Source organism: Singulisphaera photorubra (assembly GCF_045290345.1).
Taxonomy (GTDB): domain Bacteria; phylum Planctomycetota; class Planctomycetia; order Isosphaerales; family Isosphaeraceae; genus Singulisphaera.
In genome coordinates, this window is sequence record NZ_CP155447.1 from 10,601,656 (window position 1) to 10,614,856 (window position 13,201).

Genomic DNA, 13,201 nt, shown 5'->3' on the forward strand with positions numbered 1-13,201 from the left:
CGTCCGTTGACCAGTGATGAAGGGGTCGTCAATCTATTCGAGCCGAATCACGACCCGACCTGGCCTTGAGACTCCTGCTGAATCCATCGACTTCGCAACGACAAAGCACAAAAAGGACGGAAGTCGGTGAGGCCATCGTGGTCCCTGCCACGGAGAGTCCGGCCAGGCTTCCTGACAAGCAGAACGTTATCATCTGTCTCTGAAATTCATTGCCCAGATGATCTCATCGTGATCCGCAGCGCCAGGACCTCGGGGAGGCCCGGCATTTCAATTTTCACACGCCATGTTCGATTGTCTTTGGGATTGTGAACGAACGGTCCCGCTTCGAGCATTGTCTTTTGCGGCGAGAAAGCAGTCTGAAGATGGACATTGTCGATAGCTTGCAAGGTTTTGTAGGAGAGAACCTCTCGCTTCTTCTCCCTGTCAACCAAATCTGGCAACCGACCGACTACCTCCCAGACCTCGAGTCAGACAATTGGTCCGAGAACTTGGCACAATTCCGGGAGACGTCTCTGCGGTTGCCCGATGAATTGCTGGTCGTTCTGGTCGGCAACATGGTCACCGAAGAGGCGCTCCCGAATTACGCCATCTCGCTCGAGCATGTCGCGAAGGACCCAAGCGGTACCACGGATACTCCCTGGGCGCACTGGCTTCGTGGTTGGACGGCGGAGGAGAACCGGCATGGCGATCTACTCAATACCTATCTCCGCCTCACCGGGCGAGTGAACATGCGATCCGTTGAGTTGACTGTCCATCATCTCATCAAGAACGGATTCAGTCCGGGCAGCGAAGGGAACAACCAGGCGGGCCTCGTCTACGCTGCGTTCCAGGAACGAGCCACCCGGATGTCCCACGGCAACCTCGGCCGTCTCGCCGACGAACGGGGCGAAGTGAATCTTTCAATGATTTGCCGCAAGATCGCATCGGACGAGACCCGACATGAGGTTTTCTACACGAAAGTGGTCGCACAAGCGATGGAACGCGACCCGGAGGGAACAATTCTGGCCTATCGCGCCATGCTCCGGCGAATGATCGCGATGCCCGGGGCCAGGATGGACGACGGGAGAACTCCCGATCTCTTCGATCACTACGCGGCCGTCACTCAGCGCACCGGGGTCTACACGTCCCGGGACTACGGCGATATCATCCGGCACCTCAACAACGCCTGGAACCTCGGCCACCAATCGGTGTCAGGTAAAGCCGCGAAGGCCCAGGACTACATCTGCCAGCAACCCGAACGCTTCGATCGCTTTGCCGACGAGATCGGCGAGCAGGTCGCCCAGCAGGCCCCCACCTCATTCTCCTGGATCCGAGATCGCAAAGCCTGAGTTCGTGCTCATTCGAGTGCGACAGCCTTCTGGGACGCGCCGGCCCAACCCCCTGGTCCGGCGGTACCCGATCCGGCTACGGTCGGTAAAGTCTTCCGCCCATTCCCCATCGCCGTCCCCGCGCGGAACCGAAGGGAAAACCGGCACCGAAAGTGCACCTCGCTGACTGAGGTGCGACTCGATCCTGGAGCGAATGTCAACTCCGTCGGGCATCGAGATCACGAGGGTGCCGGCCCATGTTCTTGTTCTACTTCAACAAACTCGGATGTCTGGGTTCGATCCTGGTTTCGGTCGTGGTCACAGGCGTGCTAATTCTGCTCCTCCGCGTCTTGCAAGGCTGAACCCACTTAACCGGACGAGCAGACGGACAATTCGCGGCTGATCGCGGCGGGCCGCCGCTCACTCACTTCGCCGGTCGCCGGAACAGGATGGCCACCGTCATCGGGGCACCAACGCCCGGGTTCGTGGCCTGGATCGGAACAATCTGGAACGTCTCCCAGCCCTTCTCTTCCCATTGGTTGAGCGTCTCGGCCATATTCGCCCAGACGACCTGGACCTGGCGATAATCATTGGGGCGGCGGACCGGCTGAGCTGCAGGAGCCCGAGTCGCCCTCGGCTGAGCCTCGAGCACCTTGGTGCCAAAGAGCCCGAAGCACCCGATTATGCCGGCCAGGACCAGGATGACCGTCCCCGACCCTCTCCCGAGGCGTCGATTTCGCTCCGTTCGGCGCAAGATTCGGTCGTTCGACGGATCCATGATGGTCTCCTTGAAAGGAATGTCGAGCTTGGCCTCCAAAGTATGAGGCAAGACCGATTCGTGAACCAGAGAGGTCAGCAACCAAATACCTGCATTTCGCGGCCCCGCAGAGGCAATCCTCAAGAGCTCCGTGCTGGCGCTGACGACCGTCACCACAAGCAAAATCAACAACGATCTGCGGTAGAGGTGAAGACCCGAGGTTTCGACACTATCGCCACGTTGCCGGGTTTTCCGCCCGGACTCCTCGACGCTGTGCCCTTGCCACGGTATCAAGCGAGCAAGCCCATGCGAAAGCTCCTGTCTTTGGGCTGACGAAAGCGAGATTCTCGTCCAGTCGCGGATTGCTAAAAACAAACAAATACACACACTAAAACTCAACATTCACTTAAAACATAATAAGTAGCAGCCCCTCCGAAGCTACCCTCAAAAAAATGGTGCCCCTCTTGAAGACTTTGCGGATATCCTTTTTCCTGTCATTCCCTTATCACGGTCGCTCGTCGGCGACGTCTTGGAGTTCAGTCACCATGAGACCATTGAAGTGGATTCGAGCGGCCCGGGTCGGTGCCATGGCACGGCTGGCGGGAATGGTGGCGCTGATCATGACATCCTCGGTAAGCTTCGCCGAACAGTTCGTCCTGTTCGACGCGACCTTCACTTTCACCAAGGAGGACGCGGACACGTCGAAGCCGAGCAAGTCGCACTATTACGTCCGCGGCCAAGCGATCAACCCAGACCGACCGCGCAACTGGACGAGCCCAGTGGACTATCGGAATGGGACGGTCCACATCCGCACGGAGGTCATCGAGAAGCCCGCGGGGGGCGAACCCACGACCTGGAGCATTTGCTACATCCCAAATCGAGGTCAAGGGAACGGCTACGGTTGCACCGGGACGGTGCTCTACCGTGAAAAAGGCGTTTATGAACAAGACATTTCGATGAAATCCTTCTGGGAGAACGACGCGATCGTGTGGTCCGAAGGGATCAAGCAAATGGATCTGGTGATCAAAGACGGTAGCGGTGGCAAAGGCCATGCTCACCGGCGGCCCGACTCGGAAAAGTTCTTCCCGACCAAGATGCGGATCACGTTGGTTCAGGTGTCGGCCGGTTCGACCTATGATCCGAGCCTGGTCCCCAACCTCCCTCGCGGAACCGGTACAGACCAGGGAAAACCGAAGGCCAAGGCAACCGGAACGGGGCGGAAAACCGAAAATGAGCGGTGATTGTAAGGACGGAGCGGACCGGTTCGACGCCACTGGGAACCGGGTCTTGCCCCCGCCATCTCCCTGCGGGCGACTCGCTCGTTCTGGTTCATCGCTGCTGTCGTTGAGGGGAATCGCCCCTGAGGCTCTGGGGCGACGCGTCCCTTGAGCGGCGGGGAGTGAGGTTCATCAAGAGGATGCGGGGGACTCCCGAGTTCCGGAAAGTCGGAGTCCTGTCGTCGAGTTCCCCCGTCCAACCCCAGCGTTCCTCGGGGCCAAGCGACGCGATCGAGCATGATAGCGGTGGCTCGACTTCGCCGTCGGCGGGCGTTCGGTTCCGATCATCACGAGCGCGGAATCGACGTCGAGTCCCCCATCGATCAGCCCTCGTAACATTCGGGCACGTTCCACGGTCTTCTCGCCGAGCTGTGTCGTCCGCAAAACGCCCTTGTTGGGCGCAATCGACGTGAACCCCGCCTGCTCAATCACGAGCCCCCAGCGGGCGACCCAGGACTGCACACGTTCTGTCAGCTCACGGTCCAGCGTCAGGCGGTCGGCCAACTGCGCCTGATCGCGGACGCGGAGGACTTCCGTGACGTGAATTGAGACCGCGGTTCGGCAGCCCGCGCTCAGGTGATCGATCAACGTCAAGGCCTTGGTCGCATTCTCCACGTGATAGACCACGTTCACGCTGACGTCGTAGACCAGCCCATCGGCAGTGAGCACCTTCTGCACCGGCAGGTCGAGCGTGATCGAGCGCACGGGCGTGGTTTTGACCCCATGGATCAAGGGGATCAGCCAATGGAAGCCCGGCTCGAGCTCCTTGGCGGCTCGTCCCCAACGGAACAGAACTCCGCGCTGACCGGACTGAATCATGATCCCGAAGGCGCGAGCCAGGCCGTAGAGTGCCACCGCGGCGGCCCAGGGACGCTGCTGGGCAAACCTCCAGGTGACCTTCCAGACCACCTCAAGGATCTTGAGCGGCCAAGCGAGCAGGTCATCCATCGCGATCCTCATCCGAGAGGTTGGTCTCAGTGTCGTGGTTCGCTCCGTCGAGCTCGGGCGGGGTGGGAGCCAGAGGACTCGTCGCGGATAGCCGCGCGCGTTGGGCCGGCAAGGCCATGACCGCGCCCGAGATCAACGAGACCGCCGCCTCGGAGTTGAGTCCTTGCTCATCGTGGAACTGGCGATAAAGCGAGAGCTTCTCATGCGCAAGCTTCTGCAATTGCGTGATTTCCATGGTCTCCGGCGTGGGCGAAAACGTCGAGAAGCCAAACTCGTGAATCTTCACGCCCCACTGCTGTTCGACCGGCCGGAGCGCTTCCTTCACCTCGTCGACCATCCGCGACATGTCGCGGATCGAGTGCCGGTCCTGGGCCTTGACCACGTTCTGCACGATGATCACGAGCCGATTTTTGAGGCCCTCGACCAGGTTGTCGACCTCGATGACGGCCTTGCGGAGGTCGACGATCTGGTAGACGACCTTGGCGCCCACCTCATAGACGAGTTCGTCGCTCAGTTGAATCACTTGCGGCTCAAGGTCGAGGGTCGTGTCCTTGGTGGGCTCGACCTGGAAGCGCTGGAGGATCGGAATCTTGAAGTGAACGCCGGGCCCGACCACACCGATGGCTCGCCCGAGATGAAACTTCAAGGCGTGCTGTCCTTCATAGACCACCACGAAAATTCCGGTCATCGCCTGGAGAAACTCGAGCATCACCCACCCCGGAAAGAATTCGACCCGCAGGTAACGAGACCTTCTCCAGGGTACTCCACCTGTCTGGGGACCGACACGGAGATCTCCCATTCGACCTTTTCACGAGTGTCATAAGCGCGACATGGGAACACGCCGAGTGCGGCGGGCCAGGAGGAGCGGGTATCAGAGCGTGGGCTCGCCCTGAGAGCCGATCGCTCAAAGCACCCGACTCCGGACAGTCCGCACGCTCTGCTTGGCTTGTCCCTGACCCTTCCAAATGGAAACGGCCGGGAAGGGATGTTCCTCGCCAGCCACCAAGCCATCGGCAAAAGGTAGCCGGCCAACTTCTTGTCAGAGCTCAGGCCGCCTTTATCGACAACGAAACCACTTCATTACTAAATTTTCCCGTTTTATATAAGTATTATTTTTACCCATTTTAAACATAACAATAAAACAACTTTACAGATATCGGTCACCCGATCGCCTGCGATCTCGAATTCACCGCTTCAAAACAACGATCCGCGACTGTACGAGAATCGCGATGGATTTTCGGAGACTGCAGCAAGGATACCGGGATCTCGTTCCCACGCTCCGAATCGTCTTCCCCGGCGAGTGGGGCCGCAGAGCGGCCAAAACGGAATTCCCACGCGGAGCATGGGAACGAGTTTCTCCCGCGAATTTCGGCCTCCGGGACAGAGAGACGGCCCGGTTTCCTTGCGACAGACTTGATTTTCGGCCCGGTCGAATCCTCCTCGGCCCAGGGCCATTCCTCGGACTCACGCCGACCCCAAGGAAATTACGGCCGGGCCGGCCGTGCTACTGCAAACCAACTGGGTGCGGAATCCGCGACGGGCTCCTCGGTTCTTGCGATCTGTCGCGGATCGTTGAAAGTTTTCGCAACCGGTTCAGGCCTTAGCGGATCGTCTGCGGGTTGCCGGTCGACGTCCCGATGAGCGACAGAAGTGTCGTTTCGTTGGTCTATGTCGAAATTCGGTGATAAGCTTGAGGACGAGGCAAAAGTGCCGACCAGCAATCCAATTGTTCTACTTGATCATCCTCGTCAGCGCCTCAAGTCGCCCGATTTCGCAGACTTCTCTGGTGCGCGAACGGCGGTCGATGAGTCCCAGGGAAACCGGGCGCACTCGGCGCGGGAAGACATAACAAGGCAGGCGGACCCCCTATGAAACATGCAACCTTCATGGCCTCGCTGGTCGTCGTGGCGGCATCCACCGCGGCAGAGGGGTGGCTCCCCATTTCGATTCAGACCCCCGCCGTCGCACAGGCCCCCGCCGATCCCCCACCAGCACCCGAAATGCCCCCCGCCATGGAGCCGGAACCGGCCCCGACCGAGCCTCCGCCCGTGGACCTCACACCGGCCCCGGCGCAACTTCCCTCTGCAACACCGAGTCCCACGGCTCCGCCACCGCTCCCCTTCGTCGTGCCCCCGACGGAATTCGTGGCTCCGGAGCAGGGAGAGTTTGCGCCCGTGCTCCGAGTCGTGCCCGCACACCGGCTCGCCATGATGGAGGCGGGGCGGCCGCTCCCGGAGACCGACCCCTTGGTCGCCCGGTCAGCCGTGATGCTGGCTCAATTGACAGGCCACTATCTCGAGGATGCCCCGAGAATCGTCGACCTGACGATCAAAGCCTGCGCGGCGGTTCGGCTTGCGAAGAGTACCGCCTCACCGCTGGAGTTGCTGGAGGGGGCGTTGAACGCGAAGCGGCCGGCCAAGGCCAATGCGACCCGCCCTCGTCAATTCGAGAAGTTCGCCACCAGCTATCGGATAGCACGGCTGGAAGGGGGCAAGGACCACGCAGGAGCAATCGCTGAAATCCAAGGAACTCCCGCCGCTCCCCCAGCGCCTCGCTGAATTCTCCGTCGATGAGCACAAGATCCGAACCGTTGAGGTGCCTGGCGGTTCGACCCTCATTCCAGAATGAAACGGCCGAAATCGGCGGGCCTTGACCACCACACGAATGTGCATTTTTGTGAGGTGGCCACGGCCCGCGATTCCGGTCAGGATCTACCCCATGACTTCGGACATGAACGTCATTCACCCAGGTAGGGCCACTCGCTGAAGGGTGGCAATCCCTCCCTTTTGCGGGGGGGCGATGGCGTAGGCCGGGGTCTTCGCGAAGGAGTTCCAGGCCTGGTCAAGGGCGTTGCGATCGGCAAGGCCGGCATGGATGAGGAGTCGGTAGCGGAGGTCGAGCGGGTGGTCAGTCGCCAGTCCGTAGGGCTCGGCCAGGTTGAAGGCCGCCTCCATCCAGCCGTCTTTCCGAACGTGCCAGTGGGTGGGGTGTCGCGGGTTGTCAGGGTGATCCATGTAGCAGATCCCCTCGACCTTGTCGGGTGCGGCGGGGCCTGAGTAGTCGACCCAGCGGTGGGCTTTGCCAAAGATCGCGGGTTCCCCTGTCGACCCATCGGCGGCGGTCAGTCGGCCGCCGCCGAACTGCTCCGAAATCGTCTTCGCCACCCGAACGCCCAGGAATCCGAAGTTGGTTTTGTCGAGCGGTACCGGGATCCCGACCGACTCGAACCGGGATTGGAGATCGAGCGCGAAGCCACCGTCGGCGGTGGGTTCGAGGACGAGCGTCAGCCGCTGCCGCATGACCGTGTGCCCGTGCGCCCACCAGTCGGATTCGGCCACGAGTCCCGCCCAGTCGGGTCCATCCTGATAAACAAGAACTCGTTTGTGACGGACCTGGATGTCGGAATGAGCGTTCTCGCCCCAGAAATTCGTCCCATCCACCTTTTCATGACCAAACCAGACCGAGCGGTGATGCTCGTGCCCGACGGGGTTCGGGTGCCCCATCCGCGTCAGGATCGCTCCGGCCGGGCCGATGACCGGGTAGACGAACGGGCGAGGTCCGCCCTGGCCAAACTCGTAGCCAACGCGTTCGATGCCATCGACCCGTAGGCTGGCTCGGTCGACCTGGGGAAGCGCCTGGACTCTGGGAAAGGGAAACGATGCCACGATCGATCTCCTCGGTCCGTCTGACGAATCGGTTTCGTTCAAGGTTGCGGGTCGGCCGCGGCGAGGCGGACTGCGGAAATCCCGGCCGCGCCGATGACTTCGAACGCGGTTTGTAAGGCAGAGAATGGCTCGTCGGCAGGAGCCTGGAGCAAAATCCAGGTGGCCGGATCGGCCGTGACCGCCCGCTTCAGCGAGTCCGTGAGTTCCATGTCTGTCTTCGCCTTGCCGTCGAGCGTGTACTGGCCCTTGTGGACGGTCACGGTCCTCCGGCCCGGCTTGCCTTCCCCGTTCGCGAGCGGGCCCACGTCTTCCCCTTCGGGAGCGAACGCCCCCCCTTCGCGAACGGCGAAGAAGCCGAAGGCACGATCGAGCATCGTCATTGTTCCGGCCATCGCCCCTTTGCCTTCGGTCCAGAGGAGTCCCTCAAACTCCTGCCGCGTGCGCGGATAGGTGACCGTGAAGCTGATCTTGTGGGGGACGTCCGCCGCGACCTGGCCGCTGACCGAGTAAGAAGTCCCGTTCAAGTCCGAGCGAAACTGCCCCGAAACGACGCCTGCCGGGTCAACCTTGAGCACGAGCAGCCCCGACCACTGGCCGTTGGCGAACAGGCGAAATCGACCCGCAAAGTCAGTCGGGAGCACGGTTCGGCCCAGCGACGGCCGCGATGGATCCCCAGCGCCCTGGCCCAGGGCGACTGGTTTGCTCAAGGAATAGAGCTTGGCGTCACCGATCGCAACGAGGCGCGGGCCTTCTTTTCCCGGCCCGGCGGCCTCGAACCGCAGGTCCCCTCCTTGACCCTCAGGGACCACCTGGCCGCTGTCGAGGTCGTAATCGAAGCCGATGAAGAGGAGGATCTCCTTGCCCCGTGCCAGTCGGGTGGCAAGGTTCCCTGATTCAAACGTGTCGAACCGTTCGAGCGTCAGCACAGAGACCGGCGGCCCTGACCCCGTGGCCGGCTTGCGAAGCGCGGGCGAGACGAGCAGGCGGACCAGATTGCCCTGACCGGTCCGAGCGATCAGAAAGGCGGAACGCGAGTCACGAAGCACAATGGGAAGGGCGTCAATCTCACCGATCGTCAGGCTCGTTTGCGCATTCGCATCATTGCTGGCGAGGAGCTCCGCAAGCGTCTTCCCCTCGATCCGGTCGAACTCATCCCCCCAGGCCGTGAACGCGGGGAGTCCCAGGAGGACGAGACACACCCAGACGACGGGTCGGTATCGGATCATCGAAGCAGAACTCCGGAGCAACCTATCAAAGCCCATGGAAGCCTTATCACAACCTCAACCCCGCGGAACGCTCAGGACGCCGGCGGCTCCGCTCGACGCTTGAAGGCCGCCGAGAGCAAGTAGTAGACGGCCGCAAGGAGCAGCAGATGCTTGAAGCCGACGACCAACGATAGGTTTTCGCTCAGGCCGCCGAGAATCACCCCTCCGATGTTGGAGCCGAAGTCGACGTCGGGATGCCGGCTATCGCGAAACTCGGTGGCGAAAATCACCCCGGCGAAGAAGATCGGCACGAAGGTCACCGCACAGGAGAGGATCACCTTGCTCGCCCCTGGTAAGGCGAGAAACGAATCCATCGGCAAGAACGCCCCGATTACTAATGAGGCGATGAGCAAGCCGTAATACCAACAAATCCGACGGGGCCGGACCAGAACGACGAAGAGGTTGCTCAAGAGGACCATCACCAAAATCGCGAAGAAGACGATCGAGTTGACGATCCAGGTCGAGCCGAAGAGCAGGGCGAGATGCACGACCCCCTTGGTTTCCAGCAGCATGAACCCCGCCCCCAGAAAGAACATCCGACCATTGGGACGCGTGGTGGCCGGCGGGGCGAACCGAGCGAGAATTGCCAATGAGAGGACCGCGACAATCACGATGCCCCAGAGGTTGAGCCCCGGAATCATGCTCGAACGGAGATAGAGGAAGGGCCAGTCGTCACTGGGCAAGGGACCGATGCCGCGGGTCTCGACGACCGACGGAGCAATCTTCCACCAGTGCTCCTTCATCGTCCCCTCGACCTCGGGAGCTTTCGCACCGTATCCATTGAGCGCGGCATTCTTCGCGGGGCTGACGTGGATCCAGAAAGCACCCGACTCCGCAAGTTTCTCGCGGATCGCCGCCGTGGCCGCCTCGGTCTTCCCGACGATCAGCATGGTCGTTGCGCCCGCCTGATTCTGGTCGGGGGTGATCTTCGCTCGGTAGGGGAGCGAGATGACGATCGGCGGCATGTGAAACGCCTTTTCGACCATTTTCACGAGGCGGCCGACGACCCAGCCCTGGCGGAAATAGTTGTACATCACGAAAACGCCGCCGGGCTTCAACCTGGCCTGGATGTCTCGGTACGCTTGCTCGGTGAAGAGGAAGTTCTCGAGCCGAAGACTCGAGTAGCCCGAGTGGAGGACCAGGGAGTCGACCAACGCATACACAATCAGGTCATACTTCTTGGACGTTTTCCGCACATAGCTGCGCCCGTCGTCGAGGTGGAGGGACACTCTCGGATCGTCATAGGGCCGGTTCGGGTGATTGGCGCGACCGATCGAGGCCATGACCGGGTCAATCTCGACTGCATCGACATGCTTGGCATGCTGGCTCAGCGCAGCCTGAACATCGTTCCCCGACCCGGCTCCGATGATCAGGACATCCTCGAACGGCCGACCGCCGGCATCGCGATTCAGGAGGTGGGGCAGCAGGTAAGCCGCCCCCGAATTGCCGATCGACGCCATTTGCTGGTGGCCGATGTTGTTGGTCTCGATGACCGCCGTCGAGGGCTGAAAGACCACCTTGTAGTAGGGTGACCAAGTCACCTGTCTCGCGGCCCCGTTCCGGGCGGGGGGCAGCCATCCCACAAGAAAGAGGATGGCGACCAGGGCCACCACCTGGATCGGCCGGAACCGCGTGACGAAGCCGAGCAAGGGGACCAGGGCCAGGGCGAACCAGACACGGGGCGGAGTTTGAAGCGCCGCGGCCAGGGCGAAGGCCGCGATCCCGACCAGGCTTCCAAAAACGTTCGTCGTATAAGCGGCGACCCGGTTCGGAATCGCGTTGAACGCGCGGCCCATGACCTGGCCGAGCCCCACGAACATCAGCGCGATCAGGGCGTAAAAGAGGCCCGCGACCACCTCGATCGGATAGGTCCGGCCGAGCGGCGCCTGCTGAACCGACTCCGCGCCGAAGAAGATTTCCTGAGGAGCGCTCTGGTCACCCGCCGCGATCGACATCTCGCCACGCTCATACGCTTGCAGCGTCCAGCATGCCAGGCCAATCGCCACAAGCCCCAAGGGGAGTACGGCATTGATCCAGTTGCGGCCCCGAGAAGCGGCCAGACAGCCGACCGACATCCCCAGGACGCAGGCCATCAAAACGATGTTCGTAAAGTAAGTCAGCAGGATGACCGTACTGCCGAACCAGCGGATGCAAGCCAACTCGGCGAAGAGCAGCACAAAACTGATCAAGAAGAGACGGAGATAGGGCCGCGATCGCTGGTCCGCGGATATCGAAACGGTTTCAGCGGACACGGGATCGAGAGGCGCTTCCACTAGCTATTCTCCTCCTTAAAGATGCGGAGATCTCGGGGCGGATCCATGATTGACGGCGAGCACTCCCAAGTCAATGACAGGAGCTCCACTCCACGCTTCCCCCATCGCATTCTTATTCGACAACGCAACATCTCATAACCTGCCCCATTCTCGGTCTCAGGGAGGTTCTAAAATCGAGAGCGAACGGTGATTCCTGCTCCTTCACGTAGCCCAAAGTGGCAGTTGCTCGACGTTTGGCAAAGTCTCGCGTGCCTGTTGGTCGTGTCCTCAGATCACGCCAACTTCACGGTGCTCTACAGGACGGGGATCGGGCCGAAGGAGGAAGATCGGTTCGATTTCACCTGTTGTCCCACGCTCCTGATCTGAACGTCCGTGGGTGACTCGACAGCGCCGAGACTGTGGTGACGGTCCGCCCCATCCTGGATGGAGGGGGACGGCCGGCTCGGACTCAAGGCCGGTCTGCGACATCCTTGAGCAGGCGATTCCAATTCGATAAACTCTTCTCCTCATGATGTCAGATTTTATTGATTGCTTTCTGACGCTCGAACAAGCATCTCGGCGACTCCTGGAATCGAGCACTCTTGGCTGATTGGCAAAATAGGGAAATCGGCGTAATTCCACATCCATTGAGCTTCTATTACGGAGGGGATTCCGTGATCAGGAAACCGTTGCTGTCGTTATTGATCGGCCTCTTCCTGTCCGCACCACTCTACGGCCAGGACAAGAAACCCGTCGTCGTCAGCGAAGCAGAAGCCTATGTGAAAAGCCATAACAAACAGGCCAAGGAAGGTACCGAAGAGCACTATGCGCTCAAGGCACTCGACCAAGCCGTGATGGCGTTCAAGGAGGGGAACTATGGCATCGGTGCCGTGGTCCTCCTCAAATGGGAAGGTAAGGTCCACGAATTCCGTGACCGGAACGCCATGGTGACCGGGTATAGACTCAGGGACCACGCGGAAGCGCGTGCCCTGGACCGCGCGGTCGTGCTTTTCGCCGACCTCAAGAAACGCAAGGTATCCGAGGCTGAACGAGCCCGGCTCGGCAAATCGATCATGAAGGCGGACAGCACCTACGATGCCAACACCGATTTTTTGAGAAAGCTACCTGACGGTCTTCATGTGTACGGCACGCTCGAACCCTGTCCGATGTGCATGGTCATGATGCTCAATCTCGGCGTCCAGAGCAGCACTAGCCTCGCCAAAGACGGCGAGTTGAAACTGGTGAACGGTGTCTGGACTAGCGACGGAGCCGCAATCGCCACAGAGGACAAGATTAAGGTGGCTCCCCTTATCTGGCAGTCCTTTTATGAAAAACAAGGTTTGAAGTTCAGGCTCTACAAGAGTAACGACGAGTTGGCCAAGTTGGGCCTGCGTATCTTCTTGGAGACCCGCCAGCAAATCGACGACATGCTGGCCAACCAGAATAGAGCGCCTTACGTTCAGGAGAAACCACGAACAAAGTGAAGTGCATGAACGGAGAACCGACCTGTCATTCACTTCCATTCTCCTTCATTCATTTTCGCGTCTTCGACCTTTCACAAACCATCAACTCGTGGGTGGTCCGGACCACTGATGGCCCGGGCCACCCAAAGTTCGAGTTCGTTGTCGTAGGCCGTCAACCCGCGAGTAATTGCCGTTAGGTTACCGTGGTCGATCCTCAGATAGATCCGTGATCCATCGATTAGTCTAGGAAACAAGCGTGAACCTTCA

Annotated in this window: 10 protein-coding genes; 4 read left to right on the top strand and 6 right to left on the bottom strand. The window is 60.5% G+C overall.

Annotation, left to right across the window (positions count from 1 at the left end; genetic code table 11):
• Positions 1-362 precede the first annotated feature (362 nt).
• Positions 363-1,328 (top strand): acyl-ACP desaturase, encoded by a 966-nt coding sequence (locus V5E97_RS39630; protein WP_406697065.1) that lies wholly within the window; start codon positions 363-365, stop codon positions 1,326-1,328.
• A 403-nt stretch (positions 1,329-1,731) separates the two neighbouring features.
• Here V5E97_RS39630 and V5E97_RS39635 read toward each other — a convergent pair whose 3' ends face one another.
• Complete coding sequence (locus V5E97_RS39635) at positions 1,732-2,085, bottom strand: hypothetical protein (RefSeq protein ID WP_406697066.1); 354 nt, start codon at positions 2,083-2,085, stop codon at positions 1,732-1,734.
• 524 nt (positions 2,086-2,609) lie between these two features.
• Between V5E97_RS39635 and V5E97_RS39640 the strand changes: the two genes are divergently transcribed.
• Positions 2,610-3,305 carry a hypothetical protein gene (locus V5E97_RS39640; protein ID WP_406697067.1) on the top strand — a complete coding sequence of 232 codons (696 nt, stop codon included), beginning with the start codon at positions 2,610-2,612 and terminating at the stop codon, positions 3,303-3,305.
• A 168-nt stretch (positions 3,306-3,473) separates the two neighbouring features.
• Here the strand turns inward: V5E97_RS39640 and V5E97_RS39645 are convergent, their stop codons facing one another.
• Positions 3,474-4,289, bottom strand: coding sequence for an SPFH domain-containing protein (locus tag V5E97_RS39645; protein ID WP_406697068.1), 816 nt, complete (start codon positions 4,287-4,289; stop codon positions 3,474-3,476).
• Positions 4,282-4,998 (bottom strand): SPFH domain-containing protein, encoded by a 717-nt coding sequence (locus V5E97_RS39650; RefSeq protein WP_406697069.1) that lies wholly within the window; start codon positions 4,996-4,998, stop codon positions 4,282-4,284. Before V5E97_RS39650 ends, V5E97_RS39645 begins: the two co-directional genes overlap by 8 nt.
• A 1,159-nt stretch (positions 4,999-6,157) precedes the next feature.
• Here V5E97_RS39650 and V5E97_RS39655 point away from each other — a divergent pair.
• Complete coding sequence (locus V5E97_RS39655; RefSeq protein ID WP_406697070.1) at positions 6,158-6,847, top strand: hypothetical protein; 690 nt, start codon at positions 6,158-6,160, stop codon at positions 6,845-6,847.
• A gap of 183 nt (positions 6,848-7,030) precedes the next feature.
• Here V5E97_RS39655 and V5E97_RS39660 read toward each other — a convergent pair whose 3' ends face one another.
• From V5E97_RS39660 to V5E97_RS39670, 3 genes are all read right to left on the bottom strand, one after another.
• Positions 7,031-7,954 carry a DUF6807 domain-containing protein gene (locus tag V5E97_RS39660; protein WP_406697071.1) on the bottom strand — a complete coding sequence of 308 codons (924 nt, stop codon included), beginning with the start codon at positions 7,952-7,954 and terminating at the stop codon, positions 7,031-7,033.
• A gap of 38 nt (positions 7,955-7,992) precedes the next feature.
• Positions 7,993-9,180, bottom strand: a complete 1,188-nt coding sequence (locus tag V5E97_RS39665; RefSeq protein ID WP_406697072.1) for an ExbD/TolR family protein — start codon at positions 9,178-9,180, stop codon at positions 7,993-7,995.
• A 71-nt stretch (positions 9,181-9,251) separates the two neighbouring features.
• The gene (locus V5E97_RS39670) at positions 9,252-11,492 is read right to left on the bottom strand and encodes a spermidine synthase (RefSeq protein WP_406697073.1); all 2,241 of its coding nucleotides are present in this window, start codon (positions 11,490-11,492) and stop codon (positions 9,252-9,254) included.
• Between the two features lie 653 nt (positions 11,493-12,145).
• On the opposite strand from V5E97_RS39670, the gene V5E97_RS39675 reads away from it, so the two are divergent.
• Complete coding sequence (locus V5E97_RS39675; RefSeq protein WP_406697074.1) at positions 12,146-12,955, top strand: hypothetical protein; 810 nt, start codon at positions 12,146-12,148, stop codon at positions 12,953-12,955.
• The last annotated feature ends 246 nt before the right edge of the window (positions 12,956-13,201 follow it).

What these genes read in the sequence shown, in the direction of transcription:
- V5E97_RS39630 (WP_406697065.1), top strand. Translation starts at nt 363, where the DNA reads ATGGACATTGTCGATAGCTTGCAAGGTTTTGTAGGAGAGAACCTCTCG.
- V5E97_RS39635 (WP_406697066.1), bottom strand. Translation starts at nt 2,085, where the DNA reads ATGGATCCGTCGAACGACCGAATCTTGCGCCGAACGGAGCGAAATCGA.
- V5E97_RS39640 (WP_406697067.1), top strand. Translation starts at nt 2,610, where the DNA reads ATGAGACCATTGAAGTGGATTCGAGCGGCCCGGGTCGGTGCCATGGCA.
- V5E97_RS39645 (WP_406697068.1), bottom strand. Translation starts at nt 4,289, where the DNA reads ATGGATGACCTGCTCGCTTGGCCGCTCAAGATCCTTGAGGTGGTCTGG.
- V5E97_RS39650 (WP_406697069.1), bottom strand. Translation starts at nt 4,998, where the DNA reads ATGCTCGAGTTTCTCCAGGCGATGACCGGAATTTTCGTGGTGGTCTAT.
- V5E97_RS39655 (WP_406697070.1), top strand. Translation starts at nt 6,158, where the DNA reads ATGAAACATGCAACCTTCATGGCCTCGCTGGTCGTCGTGGCGGCATCC.
- V5E97_RS39665 (WP_406697072.1), bottom strand. Translation starts at nt 9,180, where the DNA reads ATGATCCGATACCGACCCGTCGTCTGGGTGTGTCTCGTCCTCCTGGGA.